Source organism: Sphingobium sp. CR2-8, from assembly GCF_035818615.1.
Lineage (GTDB): Bacteria > Pseudomonadota > Alphaproteobacteria > Sphingomonadales > Sphingomonadaceae > Sphingobium.
Genome location: NZ_JAYKZY010000002.1, coordinates 1,978,550 through 1,996,330 on the forward strand (window position 1 = coordinate 1,978,550; position 17,781 = coordinate 1,996,330).

The 17,781-nt window shown below is 65.1% G+C and carries 20 protein-coding genes; 6 read left to right on the plus strand and 14 right to left on the minus strand.

Annotation, left to right across the window (positions count from 1 at the left end; translation table 11 throughout):
* Positions 1–139 precede the first annotated feature (139 nt).
* Together U5A82_RS13565 and U5A82_RS13570 are read left to right on the plus strand one after the other, a co-directional pair.
* Positions 140–1,114: an alpha/beta fold hydrolase gene (locus tag U5A82_RS13565; protein ID WP_326291380.1), complete on the plus strand. Its 975-nt coding sequence runs from the start codon at positions 140–142 to the stop codon at positions 1,112–1,114.
* The gene (locus U5A82_RS13570; protein WP_326291381.1) at positions 1,111–1,485 is read left to right on the plus strand and encodes a Cap15 family cyclic dinucleotide receptor domain-containing protein; all 375 of its coding nucleotides are present in this window, start codon (positions 1,111–1,113) and stop codon (positions 1,483–1,485) included. The genes U5A82_RS13565 and U5A82_RS13570 overlap by 4 nt, the downstream gene beginning before the upstream one ends.
* 45 nt (positions 1,486–1,530) lie before the next feature.
* Here the strand turns inward: U5A82_RS13570 and U5A82_RS13575 are convergent, their stop codons facing one another.
* Together U5A82_RS13575 and U5A82_RS13580 are read right to left on the minus strand one after the other, a co-directional pair.
* On the minus strand, positions 1,531–2,604 hold the full coding sequence (locus U5A82_RS13575; RefSeq protein WP_326291382.1) for an LLM class flavin-dependent oxidoreductase: 1,074 nt from the start codon (positions 2,602–2,604) through the stop codon (positions 1,531–1,533).
* Positions 2,604–3,686, minus strand: a complete 1,083-nt coding sequence (locus tag U5A82_RS13580) for an LLM class flavin-dependent oxidoreductase (protein WP_326291383.1) — start codon at positions 3,684–3,686, stop codon at positions 2,604–2,606. Before U5A82_RS13580 ends, U5A82_RS13575 begins: the two co-directional genes overlap by 1 nt.
* 170 nt (positions 3,687–3,856) lie before the next feature.
* Here U5A82_RS13580 and U5A82_RS13585 point away from each other — a divergent pair, with 170 nt between their 5' ends.
* Entirely contained in the window at positions 3,857–4,150 is a 294-nt protein-coding gene (locus U5A82_RS13585; RefSeq protein ID WP_326291384.1) for a DUF1330 domain-containing protein, read from the plus strand.
* Between the two features lie 34 nt (positions 4,151–4,184).
* On the opposite strand, the gene U5A82_RS13590 is transcribed toward U5A82_RS13585, so the two are convergent.
* The 10 genes from U5A82_RS13590 to U5A82_RS13635 are packed head-to-tail and all read right to left on the minus strand — an operon-like array spanning position 4,185 to position 12,393.
* A complete protein-coding gene (locus U5A82_RS13590; protein ID WP_326291385.1) occupies positions 4,185–4,991 on the minus strand; it encodes an alpha/beta fold hydrolase in 807 nt (268 codons plus the stop codon).
* Positions 4,988–6,112, minus strand: coding sequence for an alcohol dehydrogenase catalytic domain-containing protein (locus U5A82_RS13595; RefSeq protein WP_326291386.1), 1,125 nt, complete (start codon positions 6,110–6,112; stop codon positions 4,988–4,990). Before U5A82_RS13595 ends, U5A82_RS13590 begins: the two co-directional genes overlap by 4 nt.
* A complete protein-coding gene (locus tag U5A82_RS13600) occupies positions 6,112–6,972 on the minus strand; it encodes an isocitrate lyase/PEP mutase family protein (protein WP_326291387.1) in 861 nt (286 codons plus the stop codon). Before U5A82_RS13600 ends, U5A82_RS13595 begins: the two co-directional genes overlap by 1 nt.
* Positions 6,973–6,976: 4 nt before the next feature.
* Positions 6,977–7,573 carry a 3-isopropylmalate dehydratase small subunit gene (gene leuD / locus U5A82_RS13605; RefSeq protein WP_326291388.1) on the minus strand — a complete coding sequence of 199 codons (597 nt, stop codon included), beginning with the start codon at positions 7,571–7,573 and terminating at the stop codon, positions 6,977–6,979.
* The gene (gene leuC, locus U5A82_RS13610) at positions 7,570–8,946 is read right to left on the minus strand and encodes a 3-isopropylmalate dehydratase large subunit (RefSeq protein ID WP_326291389.1); all 1,377 of its coding nucleotides are present in this window, start codon (positions 8,944–8,946) and stop codon (positions 7,570–7,572) included. The genes leuD (U5A82_RS13605) and leuC overlap by 4 nt, the downstream gene beginning before the upstream one ends.
* A complete protein-coding gene (locus U5A82_RS13615) occupies positions 8,946–9,860 on the minus strand; it encodes a polysaccharide deacetylase family protein (RefSeq protein ID WP_326291390.1) in 915 nt (304 codons plus the stop codon). The genes leuC and U5A82_RS13615 overlap by 1 nt, the downstream gene beginning before the upstream one ends.
* Entirely contained in the window at positions 9,857–10,282 is a 426-nt protein-coding gene (locus U5A82_RS13620; RefSeq protein WP_326291391.1) for a polysaccharide deacetylase family protein, read from the minus strand. Before U5A82_RS13620 ends, U5A82_RS13615 begins: the two co-directional genes overlap by 4 nt.
* Positions 10,209–10,763: a polysaccharide deacetylase family protein gene (locus tag U5A82_RS13625; protein WP_326291392.1), complete on the minus strand. Its 555-nt coding sequence runs from the start codon at positions 10,761–10,763 to the stop codon at positions 10,209–10,211. The genes U5A82_RS13620 and U5A82_RS13625 overlap by 74 nt, the downstream gene beginning before the upstream one ends.
* The gene (locus tag U5A82_RS13630) at positions 10,763–11,446 is read right to left on the minus strand and encodes an isochorismatase family protein (RefSeq protein WP_326291393.1); all 684 of its coding nucleotides are present in this window, start codon (positions 11,444–11,446) and stop codon (positions 10,763–10,765) included. Before U5A82_RS13630 ends, U5A82_RS13625 begins: the two co-directional genes overlap by 1 nt.
* Entirely contained in the window at positions 11,443–12,393 is a 951-nt protein-coding gene (locus tag U5A82_RS13635; protein WP_326291394.1) for a hydroxymethylglutaryl-CoA lyase, read from the minus strand. Before U5A82_RS13635 ends, U5A82_RS13630 begins: the two co-directional genes overlap by 4 nt.
* 80 nt (positions 12,394–12,473) lie before the next feature.
* Between U5A82_RS13635 and U5A82_RS13640 the strand changes: the two genes are divergently transcribed.
* From U5A82_RS13640 to leuD (U5A82_RS13650), 3 genes are read left to right on the plus strand one after another with little or no spacing between them, the layout of a single operon-like run.
* A complete protein-coding gene (locus U5A82_RS13640; protein WP_326291395.1) occupies positions 12,474–13,685 on the plus strand; it encodes a CaiB/BaiF CoA transferase family protein in 1,212 nt (403 codons plus the stop codon).
* Positions 13,682–15,106 carry a 3-isopropylmalate dehydratase large subunit gene (locus U5A82_RS13645; protein ID WP_326291396.1) on the plus strand — a complete coding sequence of 475 codons (1,425 nt, stop codon included), beginning with the start codon at positions 13,682–13,684 and terminating at the stop codon, positions 15,104–15,106. The genes U5A82_RS13640 and U5A82_RS13645 overlap by 4 nt, the downstream gene beginning before the upstream one ends.
* Complete coding sequence (leuD, locus tag U5A82_RS13650) at positions 15,103–15,708, plus strand: 3-isopropylmalate dehydratase small subunit (RefSeq protein ID WP_326291397.1); 606 nt, start codon at positions 15,103–15,105, stop codon at positions 15,706–15,708. The genes U5A82_RS13645 and leuD (U5A82_RS13650) overlap by 4 nt, the downstream gene beginning before the upstream one ends.
* Here leuD (U5A82_RS13650) and U5A82_RS13655 read toward each other — a convergent pair.
* Positions 15,693–16,688, minus strand: coding sequence for an alpha/beta fold hydrolase (locus U5A82_RS13655; protein WP_326291398.1), 996 nt, complete (start codon positions 16,686–16,688; stop codon positions 15,693–15,695). The genes leuD (U5A82_RS13650) and U5A82_RS13655 overlap by 16 nt on opposite strands.
* Positions 16,688–17,686, minus strand: a complete 999-nt coding sequence (locus U5A82_RS13660; protein ID WP_326291399.1) for an alpha/beta fold hydrolase — start codon at positions 17,684–17,686, stop codon at positions 16,688–16,690. Before U5A82_RS13660 ends, U5A82_RS13655 begins: the two co-directional genes overlap by 1 nt.
* Positions 17,687–17,781 lie beyond the last annotated feature (95 nt).

Consider the following 17,781-nt stretch of genomic DNA (forward strand, 5'->3'; position numbering starts at 1 on the left):
TGATCATCAGGCTGGCACAGCGACACGGCGTGCCGCGCGCGGCTTGCGATTTATCCGGCAAGCGGGGAGACGCCGACAGCCGGTCGCTCCATGCGGTGCGCGCCATAGTCTGCGCCATCACATATTGGGGAGCATCGGCATGAAGATCTTGCGATGGACGGGCCTGGGGATCGGGGCGCTACTATTGATATTGGCGCTATGGCTGGGGTCGATGCGGCTTGGCCTGTGGAACCCCAGCTATGAAACGGTGAAGGCGCGGCAGGCGACGCCCCCATCCAAATTCGTGAAGGTCGGCGACACATTGCTGCATGTGCGCGACGAAGGGCGGGGTCCGGTGCTGCTGATGCTTCACAGTTCGATGAGCAACCTGCGCATCTGGGACGCCTATGCCGATCGGCTCAAGAGCCATTATCGCGTCATTCGATTGGATTGGCCGCCCTATGGCCTGAGCATCGATCCCAAGCCGTCGACGGGACTGCATGGCGTCGTAAAGCTGGTCGAGCGTTTCGTCGATCAGGAGAAACTGGGCCAGTTCACCCTGATCGGCAGTTCGAGTGGCGCGACCCTGTCGGTTCTCTATGCCGCCGCGCATCCCGATCGGGTGAAGGCGCTGGCGCTGTCCACCCTGCCCCTGGCCGCACCGCCACCCACCAAATTTTCGCGCTGGGAAATGGCGATGACGTGGACGCACGAAAAGCTGGTGCCCACCTATTATCCCAAATTCTATTATTCGGCCGTTCTCGCTAGCCTTTATGGCGAACCGTCGCGGCTGAAGCCCGAAACCGTCGACTGGTATTATGAGACGAACAACCTGCCAGGCGGCTTTGCCCGTGTGCGGGAATATTATGCCGCCAACCAGAAAGCCGTCTGGTCGAAGGGCGCGGGCAAGGAAGCCGCCTCCATCACGGTGCCGGTGCTGCTGCAATGGGGCGATCGCGATCCCGTGCTGGCGGCCCCGCTTGCCGACAAGGCTGTGGCGCAGTTCAGCAATGCACCGGTGACGCTGATCCATTATCCCGACGTCAGCCATTATCCGATGATCGAACTGCCGGAAAAGACCGGGCAGGACCTGGAAGCCTTTCTCGATCGTGTCCATGCAGGGGCGGCGCGATGAGCGATATTTGCGGGCTTTGGACCTTGACCGCGAAAGCGCTCAATCAGGACGGATCGCTGCTTTATGATTGGGACGCGCGCGTGCAAATCGAACCGGACGGCGACGGCAGCGTGCAGATGACGGTGGATTCGGAACATTCCAAATCCCGCGCCATCAGCGCAGGCGCGCAGGTGCGTACCATGCCTGACGGGCGGACGACTTTGCTGTACGACTATATCGCCGACCCCACGCATGAAGGGACGGCGAGCCATGATTTCTTCGGGCTGGTGCGCTATGTATTCGATGCGGCGGGCGACGGCGCGCAGGGGCATTATCTCAATTATAATGGCCGCTATACGCTGGGCGAATTGTCGCTGAAGCGCGTGACGTGATGCCTCCACCGTCCCGGCCGATATGGGGCCGGGACGGATGCTTTTTCAGCGCCGGGCGTCGCGATCGGCCACGCCGGCGCGGATCATCGGGATCAGTTCCCGGCCGAACAGCCGCGCGTCATCGATCGTGTAGAAGCCGTTCAGCAGGAAGCGATCGACGCCGATATCATAATAGGACAGCAGCGCATCGGCGACCTGCCGAGCGGTGCCGACCAGCGCCGTGGCGTGAAGCCGCCCCTTGGTCGCCTGCGTGATTCCCGTCCAAAGCCGCTCGTCCACGCGCGCGCCCTGCGCGGCGAGGTCCAGCGCGCCCTGTGTGCCGCTATCGCCCTCTCCCTTGTCGCGGCCGATCACCGTGCCGCCCGCCTGGATACCGGTGACGGTTTCCAGGATCGCCGCCGCCTTGTCCCAGGCGGCCTCCTCGCTATCGCCCAGGATGACGCGCATCGACATGGAGATGCCGGGATTGCGGCCATGGCGCGCAGCCTCCGCCTTGAAGCGGGAGACGAGCGCATCGGTCTGCGCCAGCGTGCCCGGCCCTACGGCATAGACGTCCGCGCATTGTGCGCCCAGTTCGATCGCGAGGTCCGACGCGCCGCCCCAGAAGATCGGGATCGCGTCCTGCACCGGCTTGACCTCCGCATAGCCGCCATTCAAGCGATAATGGTCGCTGTCATGATCGATCGGAGCCGCGCCGGTCCAGATCGCGCGGAGGATATCGACATATTCGCGGCTGCGGCGATAGCGCTCGTCCTTCGTCAGAAAATCGCCGTCGCATTGGGTTTCGACATCGCTGGCGCCGGTGATGATATGGACGCCGACGCGCCCGTTGCTGATCCGGTCGAGCGTCGCGAACATGCGCGCGGCCATGGTCGGCGCGACGAAGCCGGGGCGATGCGCCACCATGAATTTAAGCCGCGTGGTGACGGCGGCGACATGCGCGGCGGTCGCCAGGCCATCGGGCCATGTCGCGGTCTGGCCAATCAGGATGCGATCGAACCCCGCCTCTTCATGCGCGATGGCGTAGTCGCGGATGAAGGCGGGATCGAACACGCCCTTGAGCGGATGCACTTCGGAGGAATTGGCGAAGAAATGCAGGCCGACGATCTCGCACGGCATCAGGCGGCGACCGTCTCGGCATCACGCTCCGCGACGCGCGCGCGCAGCAGCGGGATGACGTCGCGACCGATCAGCACCGTGTCGTCCACAGGTTCGAAACCGCGCAGGATGAACTTGGCGACGCCCGCGTCATAATAATCCATCAGTGCATCGACAATCTGTTCGGGATCGCCGACCAGCGTGCCACTGTTGCTCTGACCGCCGCGCAGCTGGTTGATGCCGTTCCAGAAGCATTTTTCCAGGCGATCGCCTCGCGCCGCCAGTTCGGCGGTGCGCTGGAAGCCGTCAGCCTTCGCCGCGGCGACATTCTGGGCGAGGCGGGGCGACGCGGCGATGATCTGTTCGCGCACCTTGTCCGCGCGCGCCCAGGCTTCCTGCTCGGTGTCGGCCACGATCAGCCGGATCGACATCAGGAACGCAGGGTCGCGGCCATGCGGGGCAGCGGCGGCGCGAACGGTGTTCACCACCTGCGTCATCCCCTCGACCGTGTCGCTGAGCGTCGCGAAGGTATCGGCATATTGCCCGCCGACGGCCAACGCCGCAGGCGACATGCCACCGAAATAGACGGGAATGCCCGGTTTTTGCAGCGGCTTCACTTCGGCGAAACCGGCACGGAAACGGTAGAAGGCGCCGTCATGGTCTAACGGTGCTTCACTGCCCCAGATCCCGCGCAGGATGGATATATATTCGCCGCTGCGGGCGTAGCGTTCTGCCTTGGTCAGGAAATCGCCATCGGCCTGCGTCTCGATATCGCTTGCCGCGCTGATGATATGCACCGCCAGCCGCCCTTCGAGCAGATGGTCGAGCGTCGCCAGCACGCGCGCGCCCATGGTCGGCGCGATGAAACCGGGACGGTGCGCCAGCATGACGCCCAGCCGCTGCGTGATCGCCGCGACATAGGCGGCGATGCTGATATTGTCCGGCATGGTAGCGGCGTTGGCGATGAGCACACGGTCATAGCCGCCCTCGTCATGCAGGCGGGCCTGCGTCGCGATCGCCTCCATGTCGAAATGCGACACCGGCATCGGCGATAATTCGCTGCCAAGATTGTGGTTGAGCAAGCCATTGATTTCGACGGGCATGATGCGCGGCTCTCCTGTCTGGATTTCCGCGACAGGATAGACGCAGGACCGATGGATCGAGCAGCGACCACCTGCCTATCCGACTGACGGTCGTGCGCGAAGGGCCGCGTGGCGATGGCGTCCGACCGGTTAGGTTCCCGGTCACATCATCCCAACATGAGGAGTGTTCTATGGCCGCTTATATCGTCGCCACCGTGCGGATCGACGACCCCGCGAAATTCGGGGAATATGTCAAAGCCATCGCCGGTCTGTCCGAAGCGCACGGCGGCGAATATCTGGTGCGTGGCAAGGTGTTCGAGGTACTGGAAGGCGACATCGACGCCGAGGAACGCATCGTCGTCAGCCGTTTTCCGACGGCCGAAGCCGCGCGTGGCTATGCCAAGTCGCCCGAATATCTGGCAGGCGCCAAGCTGCGCGAAGGCGCCGGTACGGTGATCAGCCGTCTGCTGGTCGATCCGGCCTGATGACAAGCGGGGGCCGCAAACACGGCCCCCGTCTTCAAACGACCGTCGCCAGAAAGCTGGCGATCGCGTCGGCCCAGCCCTGCGGGTCTTGATCGCAGATATCGATCCCGCCACCCGCTATTTCCGCATAGGCGAAATCAGGTCGCAGAGCATGAGCCGCCAGCGCGGACTGGTGCATCATGTCGCCCGTATTCGTCAGGATGAGGCCCGGCTGGGTGATCCGTTGCAGCGGCTCTTCGTGCCGATAGGCGAAGGCGGCGGCATGGCCGTACCAATAGGCGCCGCGATCCCACGCCATCATCGCCTGGACCACATAGTCGCTGATCCGTTCCGGCCCCAGTTCGCCATTCGACAGATGATCGCGGATGCGGGCGATCTCGACCATATGCGCCGCGCCCGGCAGCGGCCTGAACGCCTTTTCCCGCGCGACGATGTCGGCGGTCAGCGCTTCGCGCTCCGCCTCTTCCATGATCATCACGCCGTGCAGAATGACGGCGTCGATCCTGTCGGGATGGGCGATCGCGGCTTCGGTAGAAACCAGGCCGCCGGTATGATGCCCCGCCACCGCCGCGCGATCGATCCCCAGCGCATCGAGCACCGGCACGACGCAGGTGGCATAGTCTGCGATCGTCGGAGGGGCGTCGGGCGCATCGGACATGCCAAAGCCTGGCATGTCGATCGCGATCGGGCGCAGGCCGTGGGCGATCAGCGGCGCGAAGACGTTGGAAAACTGGTCCGACGTCATGATCGCCTGATGCAGCAGCACGAGCGGTCGCCCCGCCCCCGCCGCCTGATAGTGGATCTGGCCGAACCGGCCATCAACATAGCCACGGCGCATCATGGCACCATCACCTGGCGGATCGCCTGGCCATCGGCCAGCGTGTCGAGCAGGCCGTTGATGTCGCGCAATGGACTGACGGAGGTGAGCAGCCTTTCCACCGGCAGGCGCCCCGCTCGCCACAATGCGATATAGCGCGGGATGTCGCGGGCGGGCACGGATGATCCCATATAGCTTCCAATCAGCGTCTTGCCGTCGGCGACGGGGGAGATGGCGGGAATGTCGAAAATGTCGGCCGGGTTGGGCAAGCCTACGGTGACGATGCGGCCACCGCGACGGGCGGCGGCCCATGCGGCCTTCAGGACGACGCCCTTGCCCACGGTTTCGATGACGATATCGGGACCACCATCGGGAAACACATCCGGCAGCATCGCCGTCGCCTCTTCCGGCGCGCAGGCCTGTGCGCCCAGATCGATGGCGATGGCGCGCTTGTCCGCGGAGGGATCGACGGCCAGAATCGTCGCGGCCCCGCTCGCTCGCGCCGCCAGCAGCGCCGACAGCCCGACCCCGCCCAGACCATAGATCAACGCCGTTTCGCCCGGCCGCAACTGCGCCGAATTCATGACCGCGCCCGCACCCGTCAGCACCGCGCAACCGAACAGGGCGGCGATTTCGGGCGGCAGGTCGCGATCGACCTTCACCGCCGACCGGCGATCGACCACCGCATGGGTGGCGAAGGCGGAACAACCCAGATGATGATGCACCTCACAGCCGCCGTCATGCAGGCGGCGACCGCCGTTCAACAACCGCCCCTCGCCATTGGCGGCCGCGCCGACGCCGCACATATAGGGTTCGCCCGACCGGCAGCGCACGCACTCGCCGCAGGACGGCAGGAAGGCCAGGATGACCCGGTCGCCCACGGCGAAGGTCGCGTCGTCCGCGCTGCCCAGCGCCTCGACGATGCCGGTCGCTTCATGCCCCAGCGCCATCGGCATCGGGCGGGGCCGATCGCCATTCACGACCGACAGGTCCGAATGGCACAGGCCCGCCGCATCGATGCGGATCAGCAGTTCGCCCGGACGCGGGGCATCCAGCTCCAGCTCCGCCAGGCGCAGCGGCGGCGTATCGCCATAGGGGCGCACATTGTCGCCCGAACGATCGAGAACGGCGGCGGTGATGCGCATCAGCCGGCCTGCCCCCATTTCTTGTCGAACGCCCAGACATCCTCGAACCCGATCATCGAGCAAAAGGTCTTGAAGTCGAACAGTTCGGACGCGTCGGGTTCGCCGATGCCTTCTTCCTTCAGGCGGATGAGCGCCTTTTCCATCGCCGTCACCGCGACCAGGCTGGTGAGCGAGGGGTAAATGGCGAAGGCGAAGCCGATATCCGACAGGACATTGCCCGCCAGGGGCGGGGTGAGGCCGCCATTGGACATGTTCGCCATCACCGGCAGGTCGAAGGCGTTGCAGACCAGATGCATTTCCTCCTCGCTCTGAAGCGCTTCGGGAAACAGCACATCCGCCCCCGCCTTCGCATAGGCTTCGAGGCGACGGAGCGTGCCGTCAAGCCCTTCGGACTGGCGCGCGTCGGTGCGGGCGATGATCAGCATCTCTTCGCGCGCGTCGGCCGCCACGCGAACCTTCTGCGCCATATCCTCAGATGACACGACCCGCTTATAGGGGGTGTGGCCGCATTTCTTGGGAAATTCCTGATCCTCGATCTGGATCGCGGAAATGCCGGCCGCCTCATAGCCCTTGACCGTATGATGGACGTTGAGCAGGCCACCATAGCCGGTATCGGCGTCAGCGATCAGCGCCGCCTTCGACGTGCGCTTCACCGTCGCCATGCGATCGATCATCTCGGAATAGCCCGCAATGCCCGCGTCGGGCAGGCCGTAGGCGGACGCCGTCAGCCAGTAGCCGGTGCCGTAGATCACGTCGAAGCCGACCCGGTCGGCGGTCACGGCGGCAATCATGTCCTGCACGCCGGGCACGACGAAGAAGGATTTTGCGGCGAGCTTGTCGCGCAGGCGGGTGTCGGTCATGTATCTATCCTTTAGTCCAGAGCCAGGGGGCGCTCGCCTGCTGCGCCGCTTCGAACGCGGCGATGTCGTGCCCGTGCAGCGCGCGGATGCGCGCAATGTCGTTCCAACCGTTGAGCAGCGCTTCGCGCCGCCCGTCGTCCACCTCGAACGGGATCGGTGCAGCGTCACCCACCGTCACGGTTTTCGCGTCCAGTGAGACAGCGAAATGGACAGTTGCATCGGCTGCGCTTCGCAGCCTCTCTATTGTTTCACTATCGAAACATATGGGCAGCTGGCCATTTTTGAAGCAGTTGGAAAAGAAGATTTCGCCGAAACTTTCCGCGATGATGACGCGGATTCCCAGCCCCGCCAGCGCCCATGGCGCCTGTTCCCGGCTGGAGCCGCAGCCGAAATTGGGACCGGCGATCAGGATCGGCGGCGCGGTTTCCACACCGGGCGCGAGCGGAAAGCCCGGCGCGTCGCGGCGATCGTGAAAGGCGTAGCGGCCCAGCCCCTTCTTCTCCGTGATCAGCAGGAAGCGCGCGGGATAGATGATGTCGGTATCGACATCGGCGTCGGGCAGCGACAGCGCTTGGCCGGTGACGGTGACGAGCGGCGTCATGCGTATACCCTCACATCGACGATATGGCCCGCCAGCGCGGCGGCGGCGACCATGGCGGGACTCATCAGGTGGGTGCGTGCGCCCGCGCCCTGCCGCCCCTCGAAATTGCGGTTGGAGGTGGAGGCGCAGCGCGCGCCCGCCGGCAGTCGGTCGTCGTTCATGGCGACGCACAGCGAACAGCCCGGATCGCGCCATTCGAACCCTGCATCGATGAAGATGCGGTCCAGCCCTTCGGCTTCGGCCTGCCGCTTGACCGCGCCGGACCCCGGCACCACCAGCGCGCGGACACCGGGGGCGACATGCCCCCGCGCAGCGATCGCGGCGGCGGCGCGCAGATCCTCGATCCGGCCATTGGTACAGCTGCCAATAAAGGCATGGTCGATGGCAAGGCCGTCGATCGCATCGCCGGGGGTGAGCGCCATATAGGCCAGCGCCTTGGTCAGCTTTGCCTCGCCCGCCGGGACCATGGCGGTGACGGGCAGGACCTGATCCGGGCTGGTGCCGAAGGTGACATGCGGCGCGATGCTGTCGGCAGCGATTATGACCTCGGCATCGAACGGCGCGTCCGGGTCGCTGGGCAGCGTCCGCCAATAGGCGAGCGCCGCGTCCCAGTCCGCGCCGTGCGGCACGCGCGGGCGGCCTTTGAGATAGGCGAAGGTCGTGTCGTCCGGCGCGACCAGGCCGGTGCGCGATCCGGCCTCGATCGCCATGTTGCACAAAGTCATGCGGCCTTCCATCGAGAGGCCCCGCACGGCCTCACCGGTGAACTCGATCGCGTAGCCGACCGCCCCGGATGCGCCGATTTTGCCGATCAGGGCGAGCGCCATATCCTTGGCCGTGACGCCGGGTTGCAGCGCACCGGTGAAGGTGACGCGCATCCGCTGCGCCTTCGTCTGCCACAGCGCCTGGCAGGCCATGACGATGCCGCATTCGCTGGCCCCGATGCCGAAGGCGAGCGTGCCGAACGCGCCATGGGTCGCGCTATGGCTGTCGCCGCAGACCAGGGTGATGCCGGGCAGCGTGAAGCCCTGTTCCGGGCCGATCACATGGACGATGCCCTGGCCCTGCCCCGTCAGCGACAGATATTCGATGCCGAACTGCGCGCAATTGCTTTCCAGCAGCGCGACCTGGGCGGCGGCCTGTGGATCGGCAATCGCCGCGTCCCGGTCATGCGTAGGCACGCTATGGTCCGCCACCGCAAGCTGGGTCGCGGGCCGGTGGACGGTCAGGCCATCCTCACGCAGCAGTTCGAAGGATTGCGGCGTGCTGACTTCGTGGAGCAGATGGTGGTCGACATAGAGCAATGTCTGGCCGTCCGCGCCCTGCGCCACGACATGGGCGTCCCACAATTTGTCATAGAGCGTGCGCGCCATCAGGACACCTGCGCGACGATATCGTCGCCGCGGGCAAAGCCATGGCCGTCCTGCGCCGCCAGCCAGCCGAGCAGCCGCTCGAACGCGTCGATGCGGTAGGGCAGCCCTATGATATAGGGGGTGATGTTGAGCGGCAGCATGCGCCCGCCATGCGCTTTCGCCTCGCCATCCAGCCAGTGGAAGGCGTCGCGAATCTGCTCGCCATAGCTGTCCACCGACTGCTGTTGCACGGTCAATATCTGGCGGTCGGACAGTTCGTGGTTGAGCGGCAGGTTGAGGATGCTGCCCGCCGCCGTTTGCATAGCATAGGGCAGGTCGTCATTCACCCAGTCGCACATATAGGACAGGCCCGCTTGCGCCAGCAGCCGGGGCGTGTCGAAGCTTTGCGACCGGGCGATGGAGAGCCAGCCGGTCGGCCGTGCGCCCGCCGCCGCCTCGATCGCGTCGAGCGCCCCGGCGATCAGCGCACGCTCGGCATCCTCGCCGATACCGGTCGCGATCGTACCGTTCATGTCGGTGCTATGCGCGATGATCTCATGCCCGCCCGCCACGATGTCGCGGATGAGTTGGGGATAGCGCTCTGCGATAGCGCCATTGGCGGCGACGGAGATGCGCGCGCCGACCTTTTCGGCGGCGTCCAGCAAACGGTAGATGCCGACCCGGCTGCCATAATCGCGCGCGGTGTAATGGCGATAGTCGGGATAGGCGGTCTGCATATGGCCGGGGGCACGAAAGGGCTTGTCGGCGGGCGTGATCGGGAACCATTCGAGGTCCACGACGATCCAGGTCAGGACGCGCTTGCCGTCGGCCCACTGCACCGGCGGGCGGGTGAAGATGTTGGACCAGCGATAGAGGTCATGGTCCATCCCTTCCCTGCGATGCGGATAGTCCAGATAGGCGGGATCCAGGGTCATGCGCTTTGCGCCTCCGCCGCGTCATAATAATGGGCCAGATAATGGTCGGCGATGTCGCCGCTGCGCGTGATCCAGGCGCGGCCGTCCGCCGCGATATGTTCCAGCACCCGTTCGAACGCGCCGATGCGATGGGGCTGGCCGATCAGATAGCTGTGCAACGGGATGCACATGACCGTGCCGGATTGTTCGCCTTCCTCGGCCAGCCGATCATATTGGCGGATCAGCGTTTCGGCATAGTCGCGTGGGCTCATATTGTAGATGAAGAAGCCATAATGGTCGTTCACCTCCAGGCTGTAGGGCATGGAGATGAGGCGCCCCTGCGCGACCGAGACCGGCCCCGGCTGGTCGTCATGATAGAGGTCGCACGTATAGGTCAGGCCATATTCGGCGATCAGGTCCAGCGTGCGCGGCGTGTGCGTCAATGCAGGGGCGAGCCAGCCCTTGATCGTCTGACCGGTCGCTTCGCGCACGGTGCGGATCGAAATCCTCGATGATCGCGCGTTCCTGCGCCTCATCCATGCCGTAGCTGTAGCGGGTGTTGTAGATGCCGTGGCTGAAAAACTCCCAGCCCAGCTGGTTGGCGCTTTCCACCACCTGCGGCACATGTTGGCACAGGGCGACGGAGAGCGACACCGATCCCTTGAAGCCATGCTTCTCCATCATCTCCGCCATGCGCCAATGGCCGACGCGATTGGCATAGTCGCGGTGGCTGTAGCCGACCACGTCGGGATGCGGCTTCGCCCAGCTCTTGCGATGCGGATTGACCGCCGGATCGAGTTCGTAAAATTCCAGGTTCGGCGAGATCCAGACGGCGACCGTCTTGCCGTCCGGCCATTCGATCTTGGGCCGTCCGCGATAGGGGCTGTAGGGATAGAGGCCGGGATCGGCGGCGCCTTCACGCATCAGCGCGCCTCCAGCCAGTCGATCACGGTCTGCACCGGCTCCACATCGGCATATTTCAGCTGAAGGTCGGTCAGGTTCGCGAAATGATAGCTTTCATGCTTGTCCGCGCAGGTTTCGATGGGGACGATCGTGCGGAAACCGTAGGACAAGGCGTCGACGGCGGTCGCACGGACGCAGCCGGATGTCGATCCGCCGGTGACGACCACCGTATCGACCTGATGCCAGCGCAGATAGCTGTTCAGCGGCGTTTCGAAAAAGGCCGACGGCATGCGCTTGACGTAGATGGCGTCGACCGACGCATCGATCTGGCAGCGATCGTCGAAGGCGTGGCGGTCGCTGGGCACCTTAATGTTCTGGAGCGAGTCTGGCGTATTCGTGCGTGTGCCCCACACGCCCGCATCGGCGGCATTGTCCATATAGCCGACATGCGTCCAGATGACCGGCATGTCCTTCTCGCGCGCCAGGCGAGAGATGGTGTTCGTGTGCTCGATCTGGCGCGGATCGGTTTCATAGGCGGTCTTGTAGGCGTCGATCCGGGTATAGGCGTTCTGGAAATCGACATTGACGATGGCCAGCTTCGATCCGAACCCGAATTTCGTGCGGGCGGGGTTCGCCATCACATCTTCGAAGATCTGGCGGGCCGTCCGGCCGTCGCTGACCATATGGGTGCCGATAATCGTCATGCCGCTACTCCTTCGCTGGGGGCGCTTGCCGGGTGGAAGCCAAGCGGCAGGCCCGCCTCCGGGGTGAAGCCGTAGAGCGGCTCGTCCTCAAGGGCGGCGGCCACCAGTCTCCGAACGGCGAACAGACCATTGAGGTCGATGCCGGTGCGCAGGCCCATCGCTTCGAACATGAAGACCAGATCCTCGGTCACGATATTACCGCTTGCGCCCGGCGCGAAGGGACAGCCGCCGAGGCCGCCGAGCGAACTGTCGAATGTCGTCAGCCCGGCATCCAGCGCGGCCAAAACATTGGCGAGACCCAGGCCGCGCGTGTTGTGCAGGTGGATGCCGGTCAGCGCTGCATCGCCCACCACGCCGCGCACAAGGCCGACGATCGCCCGCACAGCGCGGGGATCGGCATAGCCGGTCGTGTCGGCCAGCCCCACTTCGTCGCAGCCCGCCGCCATCAAGGCTTCGGCCAGGCGCGCGACCTGCGCATCGGGAATCGCGCCCTCCAGCGTGCAGCCGAAGACGGTCGACAGGCTACCCTCGAAATGGGGGCGGCGTTCGGGCGGCAGGCTGGCGATCAGGTCGCCGATCGCCTTCGCCTCCGCCAGTACCTGATCATGCGTGCGGCGCAGATTGGCGAGACTGTGGGTTTCGCTGCACGACAGCGGCAGCGTGATCTTGTGCGCCCCCGCTTCGATCGCGGCCTGCGCACCCTTGAGGTTGGGGACGAGCGCGGCAACGGTCAGGCCGGGGATGGTCGCAGCGTAGGCCGTGACTTCCGCCGTGTCGGCTAGCTGCGGCAGCAGCTTGGCGGGTACGAAGCTGCCCACTTCGACCTCCGTCACGCCTGCCGCGACCGCGCCGTCGATCCACGCCTTCTTGTCGGCGGTCGCCATGATCCGCTTGATGCTCTGCAATCCGTCGCGCGGCCCGACCTCGCTAATCAGCACGTCCGTCATCGCGTCTTCGCTCCTGCTTGCTTCATTTGATATATTGATATACCAATTATGCTATATCTGTCGAGACAAGGTTGGACGCTATGATAACGAATGGGGAGCTGCCGCTGGCCGGTATCCGCGTGGTGGAATTCAGCCATATGGTGATGGGACCGTCCACCGGCGTGATCCTGGCCGATCTGGGGGCGGAGGTCATCAAGGTCGAACCGATCGGCGGTGACCAGACCCGGCGGCTGCTGGGATCGGGCGCGGGCTATTTCCCGATGTTCAACCGCAACAAACAGAGCATCTACATCGACCTGAAAACGCCAGAAGGTGTCCAACTCGCTGTTCGGCTGGTCGAATTGGCCGATGTGCTGGTGGAGAATTTCCGCCCGGGCGCGCTGGAAAAGATCGGCCTGGGCGTCGATCGCTTTCGGGAGAGCAATCCCGGCCTCATCTATTATTCGGCCAAGGGTTTCCTGTCCGGCCCCTATGAAAAGCGCACCGCGCTGGATGAAGTGACCCAGATGATGGGGGGGCTTGCCTATATGACCGGTCCGCCCGGACGGCCGCTGCGCGCGGGCGCGTCCGTGATCGACGTCGCTGGCGGCATGTTCGGCGTCATCGGCATATTGGCCGCGCTGGAGCGCCGCCATCGCACCGGCGTGGGCGGTGCGGTCAAATCCTCGCTCTATGAAACCACCGCTTTCCTGGTCGGGCAGCATATGGCGCAGATGGCCGTGACGGGCGTCGCGGCGCAGCCCATGCCGGTGCGCATTTCCGCCTGGGCGATCTACGACGTGTTCGAAACCGCCAATCTGGGCGAGCAACTGTTTGTGGGCGTAGTGAGCGACGGGCAATGGGCGTCGTTCGTCAAGGCGTTCGACCTGGGCGAGATCGGCCGCGATCCGGCCTATGCGAAGAATAACGACCGGGTGCGCGCCCGAGACATCATCCTTCCGGTGGTCCGCGCCTTGTTCGCGCGGCACACGCGCGAAACGCTGGTGCCCCGGCTGGAAGAATCCGGCGTGGCCTTCGCCCCGATCGCCCGGCCGGAGGATCTGTTCGACGACCCGCACCTGAACCAGAGCGGTGGGCTGGTCGATGTGGAGCTGGAGAATGGCACGCGCACCCGCCTCCCTGCCCTGCCGCTGGAGATGGACGGCGCGCGACCGCATGGCACCCATGGCCTGCCGCGTGCGGGCGGCGACGCGGCGGCGATCCTGGCAGGCATCGGCATGGACGCGGCCGAGATCGACGCGCTGCGCGCCAGCGGCGTAATCGGCGCGGCGCAGGCGGATGCGACGGCATGACCTCCCCCGCGTCACCGCTGACCCTCGCCGAAAAGCTCTGGCGCGCGCATAGCGTCGCGCAGTTGGACGGCGGCACCGACCTGTTGCTGATCGATCGCATCTTGCTCCACGAACGCACCGGCGGTGTCGCGCTCAAGAGCCTGGCGAATGCCGGGCGTAGCGTCATGGCCCCGCAGCAGGTCTTCGCGACGATGGATCATATCGTCGACACCCTGCCCGGCCGGTCCGACAAGACGCTGATGCCCACCGGCACCGCGTTTCTGACGGCCACGCGCGAGGCCGCGCATGCGGCGGGCATTACCCTGTTCGATCTGCATGATCCGCGTCAGGGCATCGTGCATGTCGTATCGCCCGAACAGGGCATCGTGCTGCCCGGCCTGACGCTGGTCTGTCCCGACAGCCACACCTGCACGCAGGGCGCGTTCGGCGCGCTCGCCTGGGGCATCGGATCGACCGAGGCGGAACATGCGCTGGCGACGATGACGCTGCGCGTCGCCCGCCCGCATGACATGCGTATTCGCGTCGACAATCGCCTGTCGCCGGGCGTCACGGCCAAGGATCTGGCGCTGCATATCGTTTCAGCGCTGGGGTCGGCGGGCGCGAAGGGTCATGTCGTGGAGTTCGCCGGGTCGGCGGTCGAGGCGCTCGACATGGAAGCGCGCATGACATTGTGCAATCTGGCGACGGAACTGGCGGCCTTCGGCGCGGTGATCGCGCCCGACGACACGACCTTCGCCTATCTGAAGGGGCGAACCTACGCGCCTTTGGGCGCTGTATGGGAGCAGGCGGTCGCGCTCTGGTGCACCTTGCGCAGCGACGATGGCGCGGTCTTCGCGGTCGAGCATGTGATCGACGCGGCTGCGGTGACGCCGATGGTGACATGGGGTACCAGCCCGCAACATGCCGTGCCGCTGGGCGCCTGCGTCCCCAACTTCGCCACGACCGGGCGCGACAGCCGGGACGCCTATGACCGGGCCTTGTCCTATATGGCGCTGGAGGCGGGCACGCCTCTGGCAGATCTGGCCATCGACGCCGCGTTCATCGGTTCCTGTACCAACAGCCGGATCAGCGACCTGCGCCGCGCCGCCGCGATCCTGAAAGGGCGCAAGGTCGCGCCGGGCATACGCGCGATCTGCGTGCCGGGGTCGACACAGGTCAAGCTGGCGGCGGAGGCCGAGGGGCTGGATCGCATCTTTACCGACGCGGGTTTCGAATGGCGGGAATCGGGCTGTTCGATGTGCTTTTTTGCCGGTGGCGAAAGCTTCGGGCCGCAGGACCGCGTCGTGAGTTCCACCAATCGCAATTTCGAGAGCCGCCAGGGGCCGAACACGCGCACCCACCTCGCCTCGCCCGAAACCGTCGCCGCGTCGGCGCTGGCCGGGCGCATAACCGATCCCCGCATGCTGGAGACGATAGCATGACACCGCTCGTCCGCCTGACCGCCATCGCCGCGCCACTGCTGCGGGAGAATATCGATACCGATGCGATCATCCCCTCGCGCGAAATGACGTCGGTGTCCAAGACGGGTCTGTCCGATGGGCTGTTCGCCGGTTGGCGCTACACCGCCGTCGGCGGGCGCGAACCGAACCCGGATTTCGTGCTGAACCAGCCGCGCTATCGTGACGCGCAAATCCTGCTGGCCGGTCCCAATTTCGGGTGCGGGTCCAGCCGCGAACATGCGGTGTGGGCGCTGGCCGAATATGGGTTTCGCGCGATCATCGCGCCGTCCTTCAACCCGATCTTCCAGGGCAATTGCATCCGCAACGGGGTGGCCCCGGTCGTTCTTCCGCCAGAGGCCATCGCGCGGATCGCCGCGCTCGACACCGATGTGACCGTGGACCTCGCCACCCTGCATGTCTTAGTCGGCGCAGCATCCTGGCCCTTCGCGCTGGGTGACGAGCCGCGCGAAATGCTGATGGAGGGCCTCGACGCCATCGAACTGACTCTCAAGCGACGCGGCGAGATCGAAGCGTTCCGCGCCGCCGACGCTGGCCGCCGCCCCTGGGTCTATCTGCCCGCCTGAACCGGCGCGGCAGGGCCGACGGTGCGGTCCAGAAACGCCTTCACATCCCTGCTGAACCGTTCGGGCTGTTCCCACATCGGCCAGTGACCGACATCGGGATAGCGCACGACATCGACCTTCGTATTGGTGAAGCGGCGCGTCGTCGCTTCGGGTCCCTGCGATATCACCGTATCCAGTTCGCACCAGATCAACTGGGTCGGGGCCTTCACCGTTTCGGCGATCGCGCCGACATCGGTCGTTTTGAACAGCTTCACGTTGGACGCGATATAGGCCTTTTGCCGGGGAATGGCGCCTGGCAGGTTCGCCATGTCATAGGCCAGTTGAACGGCATCGTCGGGCACCTGCCAGCCGGGATGGGACGTGTCCTCCAATATCCAGCGATAATAGAATTTGGGGTGGTGATAGGGCAGCAGATTTTCGTGAAAGGCGAGCGCCCAGCGTATCTTCCAGTCGATCTTGCGCGTCTGGCTTGGACGTTCCAGCGGCAGGATGGAAAAGGATAGGGCGGCGATGCGGTCGGGTCGATCGGCGTTGAGCTGCAACGCGACATTCGCGCCGTTCGACGTGGAAATGACGGCAACCTTGTCGACCTTGAGCGCGTCCAGCACGCCGCCCACCAGTTGCGCGGCGCGGGCATTGCTATAGTCGCCCTTGGGATCGGGACCGCTCAGGCCATAGGGCGACCAGTCGACCCGAATAATCCTGTAATGGCCGCGCAGGCGTTCCACCACCCGGTCCCATTGCTGCATATTCTGGTTGGAGCCATGCAGCATCAGAACGGGGAAGCCCCGCCCTTCCTCTCGCACATGCATCGGCACGCCATCGATGGTGATGAAGCGCGATGGCGGCGCGGCATAGCGGGCGACCATTTCCGCCCGGTCGCTATCCAGCCAGCCCGCCTTCGCCGCGCCGAACCAGCCGAGGAACGCCACAAGCACGACGCCGAGTAACAGGCCGACAAAGCGCAACGCCCTGCGCATCACTTCGCCGCCTTGAACAGGTTCAAGCCATCGCGCAGATAAGTATCGATCAGATCGGCAATCCGCTCAGGCGATTCCATCGGCGGATAATGCCCCACATCGTCGAGGGCGACGAAGGAACGGCTCTTCGCACCGGTCAAATAACCGTAAAGCGCCTGCCCGTTTTCTGGCTTCAACACATGATCGCGCATCCCCCACAGGATCAGCGTGGGTGCCTTGACCGCCCGCAAATTGGCCATCGTCTTTTCATTATTGGCGGTCAGCGCCAGCAGGCTCAGTTGGTTCGGCTCCTTCTGGCGCAGATTGATGGTGTAATAATATTCGGCCAGCCCCGGCTTTACCCGGGCAGGCTCGCCATAGAGGCCGCGCAGATATTCGGTCCAGAAATCGATGCCCTCCACGCCGGTGCGCTTGAACTTGTCGACTGCGGCCTGAAGCGCAGGGGTCAACTCGACTTTCAGGTTCGGCACCGGATCGGACGGGGTGTTCGACAGCACCAGCGCGCTCACCCGTTCAGGATGGGCGGCCGCGAGATAATAGCCGAGCGTGCCGCCGCTCGACACGCCGACGACGATCGCCTTGTCGACCCCCAACTTGTCGAGGATGCCCAGCGGCACATTCTCCGGCGCACCGATCGCCTTGAGCGCCGCATCGCTGACCGGGCCGGACAGGCCGGTCGGCGCGAAGTCATAGCGAATGATGCGGTAGCGGTCCTTGAGCCGCGCCGTCACGCCGTCCCAGGCATTGAGCGTGCTGCGCGATCCGTGGAGCAGCAGCAGTACCGGCCCCTTGCCCTCGTCGCGATAGCGCAGTTCCACGCCACCGACATCGATATAGCGGTCGCCCGGCTTCTGATAGCGTTTGCGCAGCTCAGCCAGCGAAAGCCGCTGCGGCACGGTTTCGGTAGCAGTCGCTCCCGCTGCCGACGCGCCTTGGGCATGGGCGGCAGGGGCGATGGCCAGCGCCATCAAAAGGGTCGAAATGGCGGATCTCATCATTGGTCTTGGGCCTCCCGTGAAAGCGGATCGTGCTGCGCACGCAGAGCGACGGCATCGGCGGCCCCATCATTATCCGCTGCGCGATCATCGTGGAA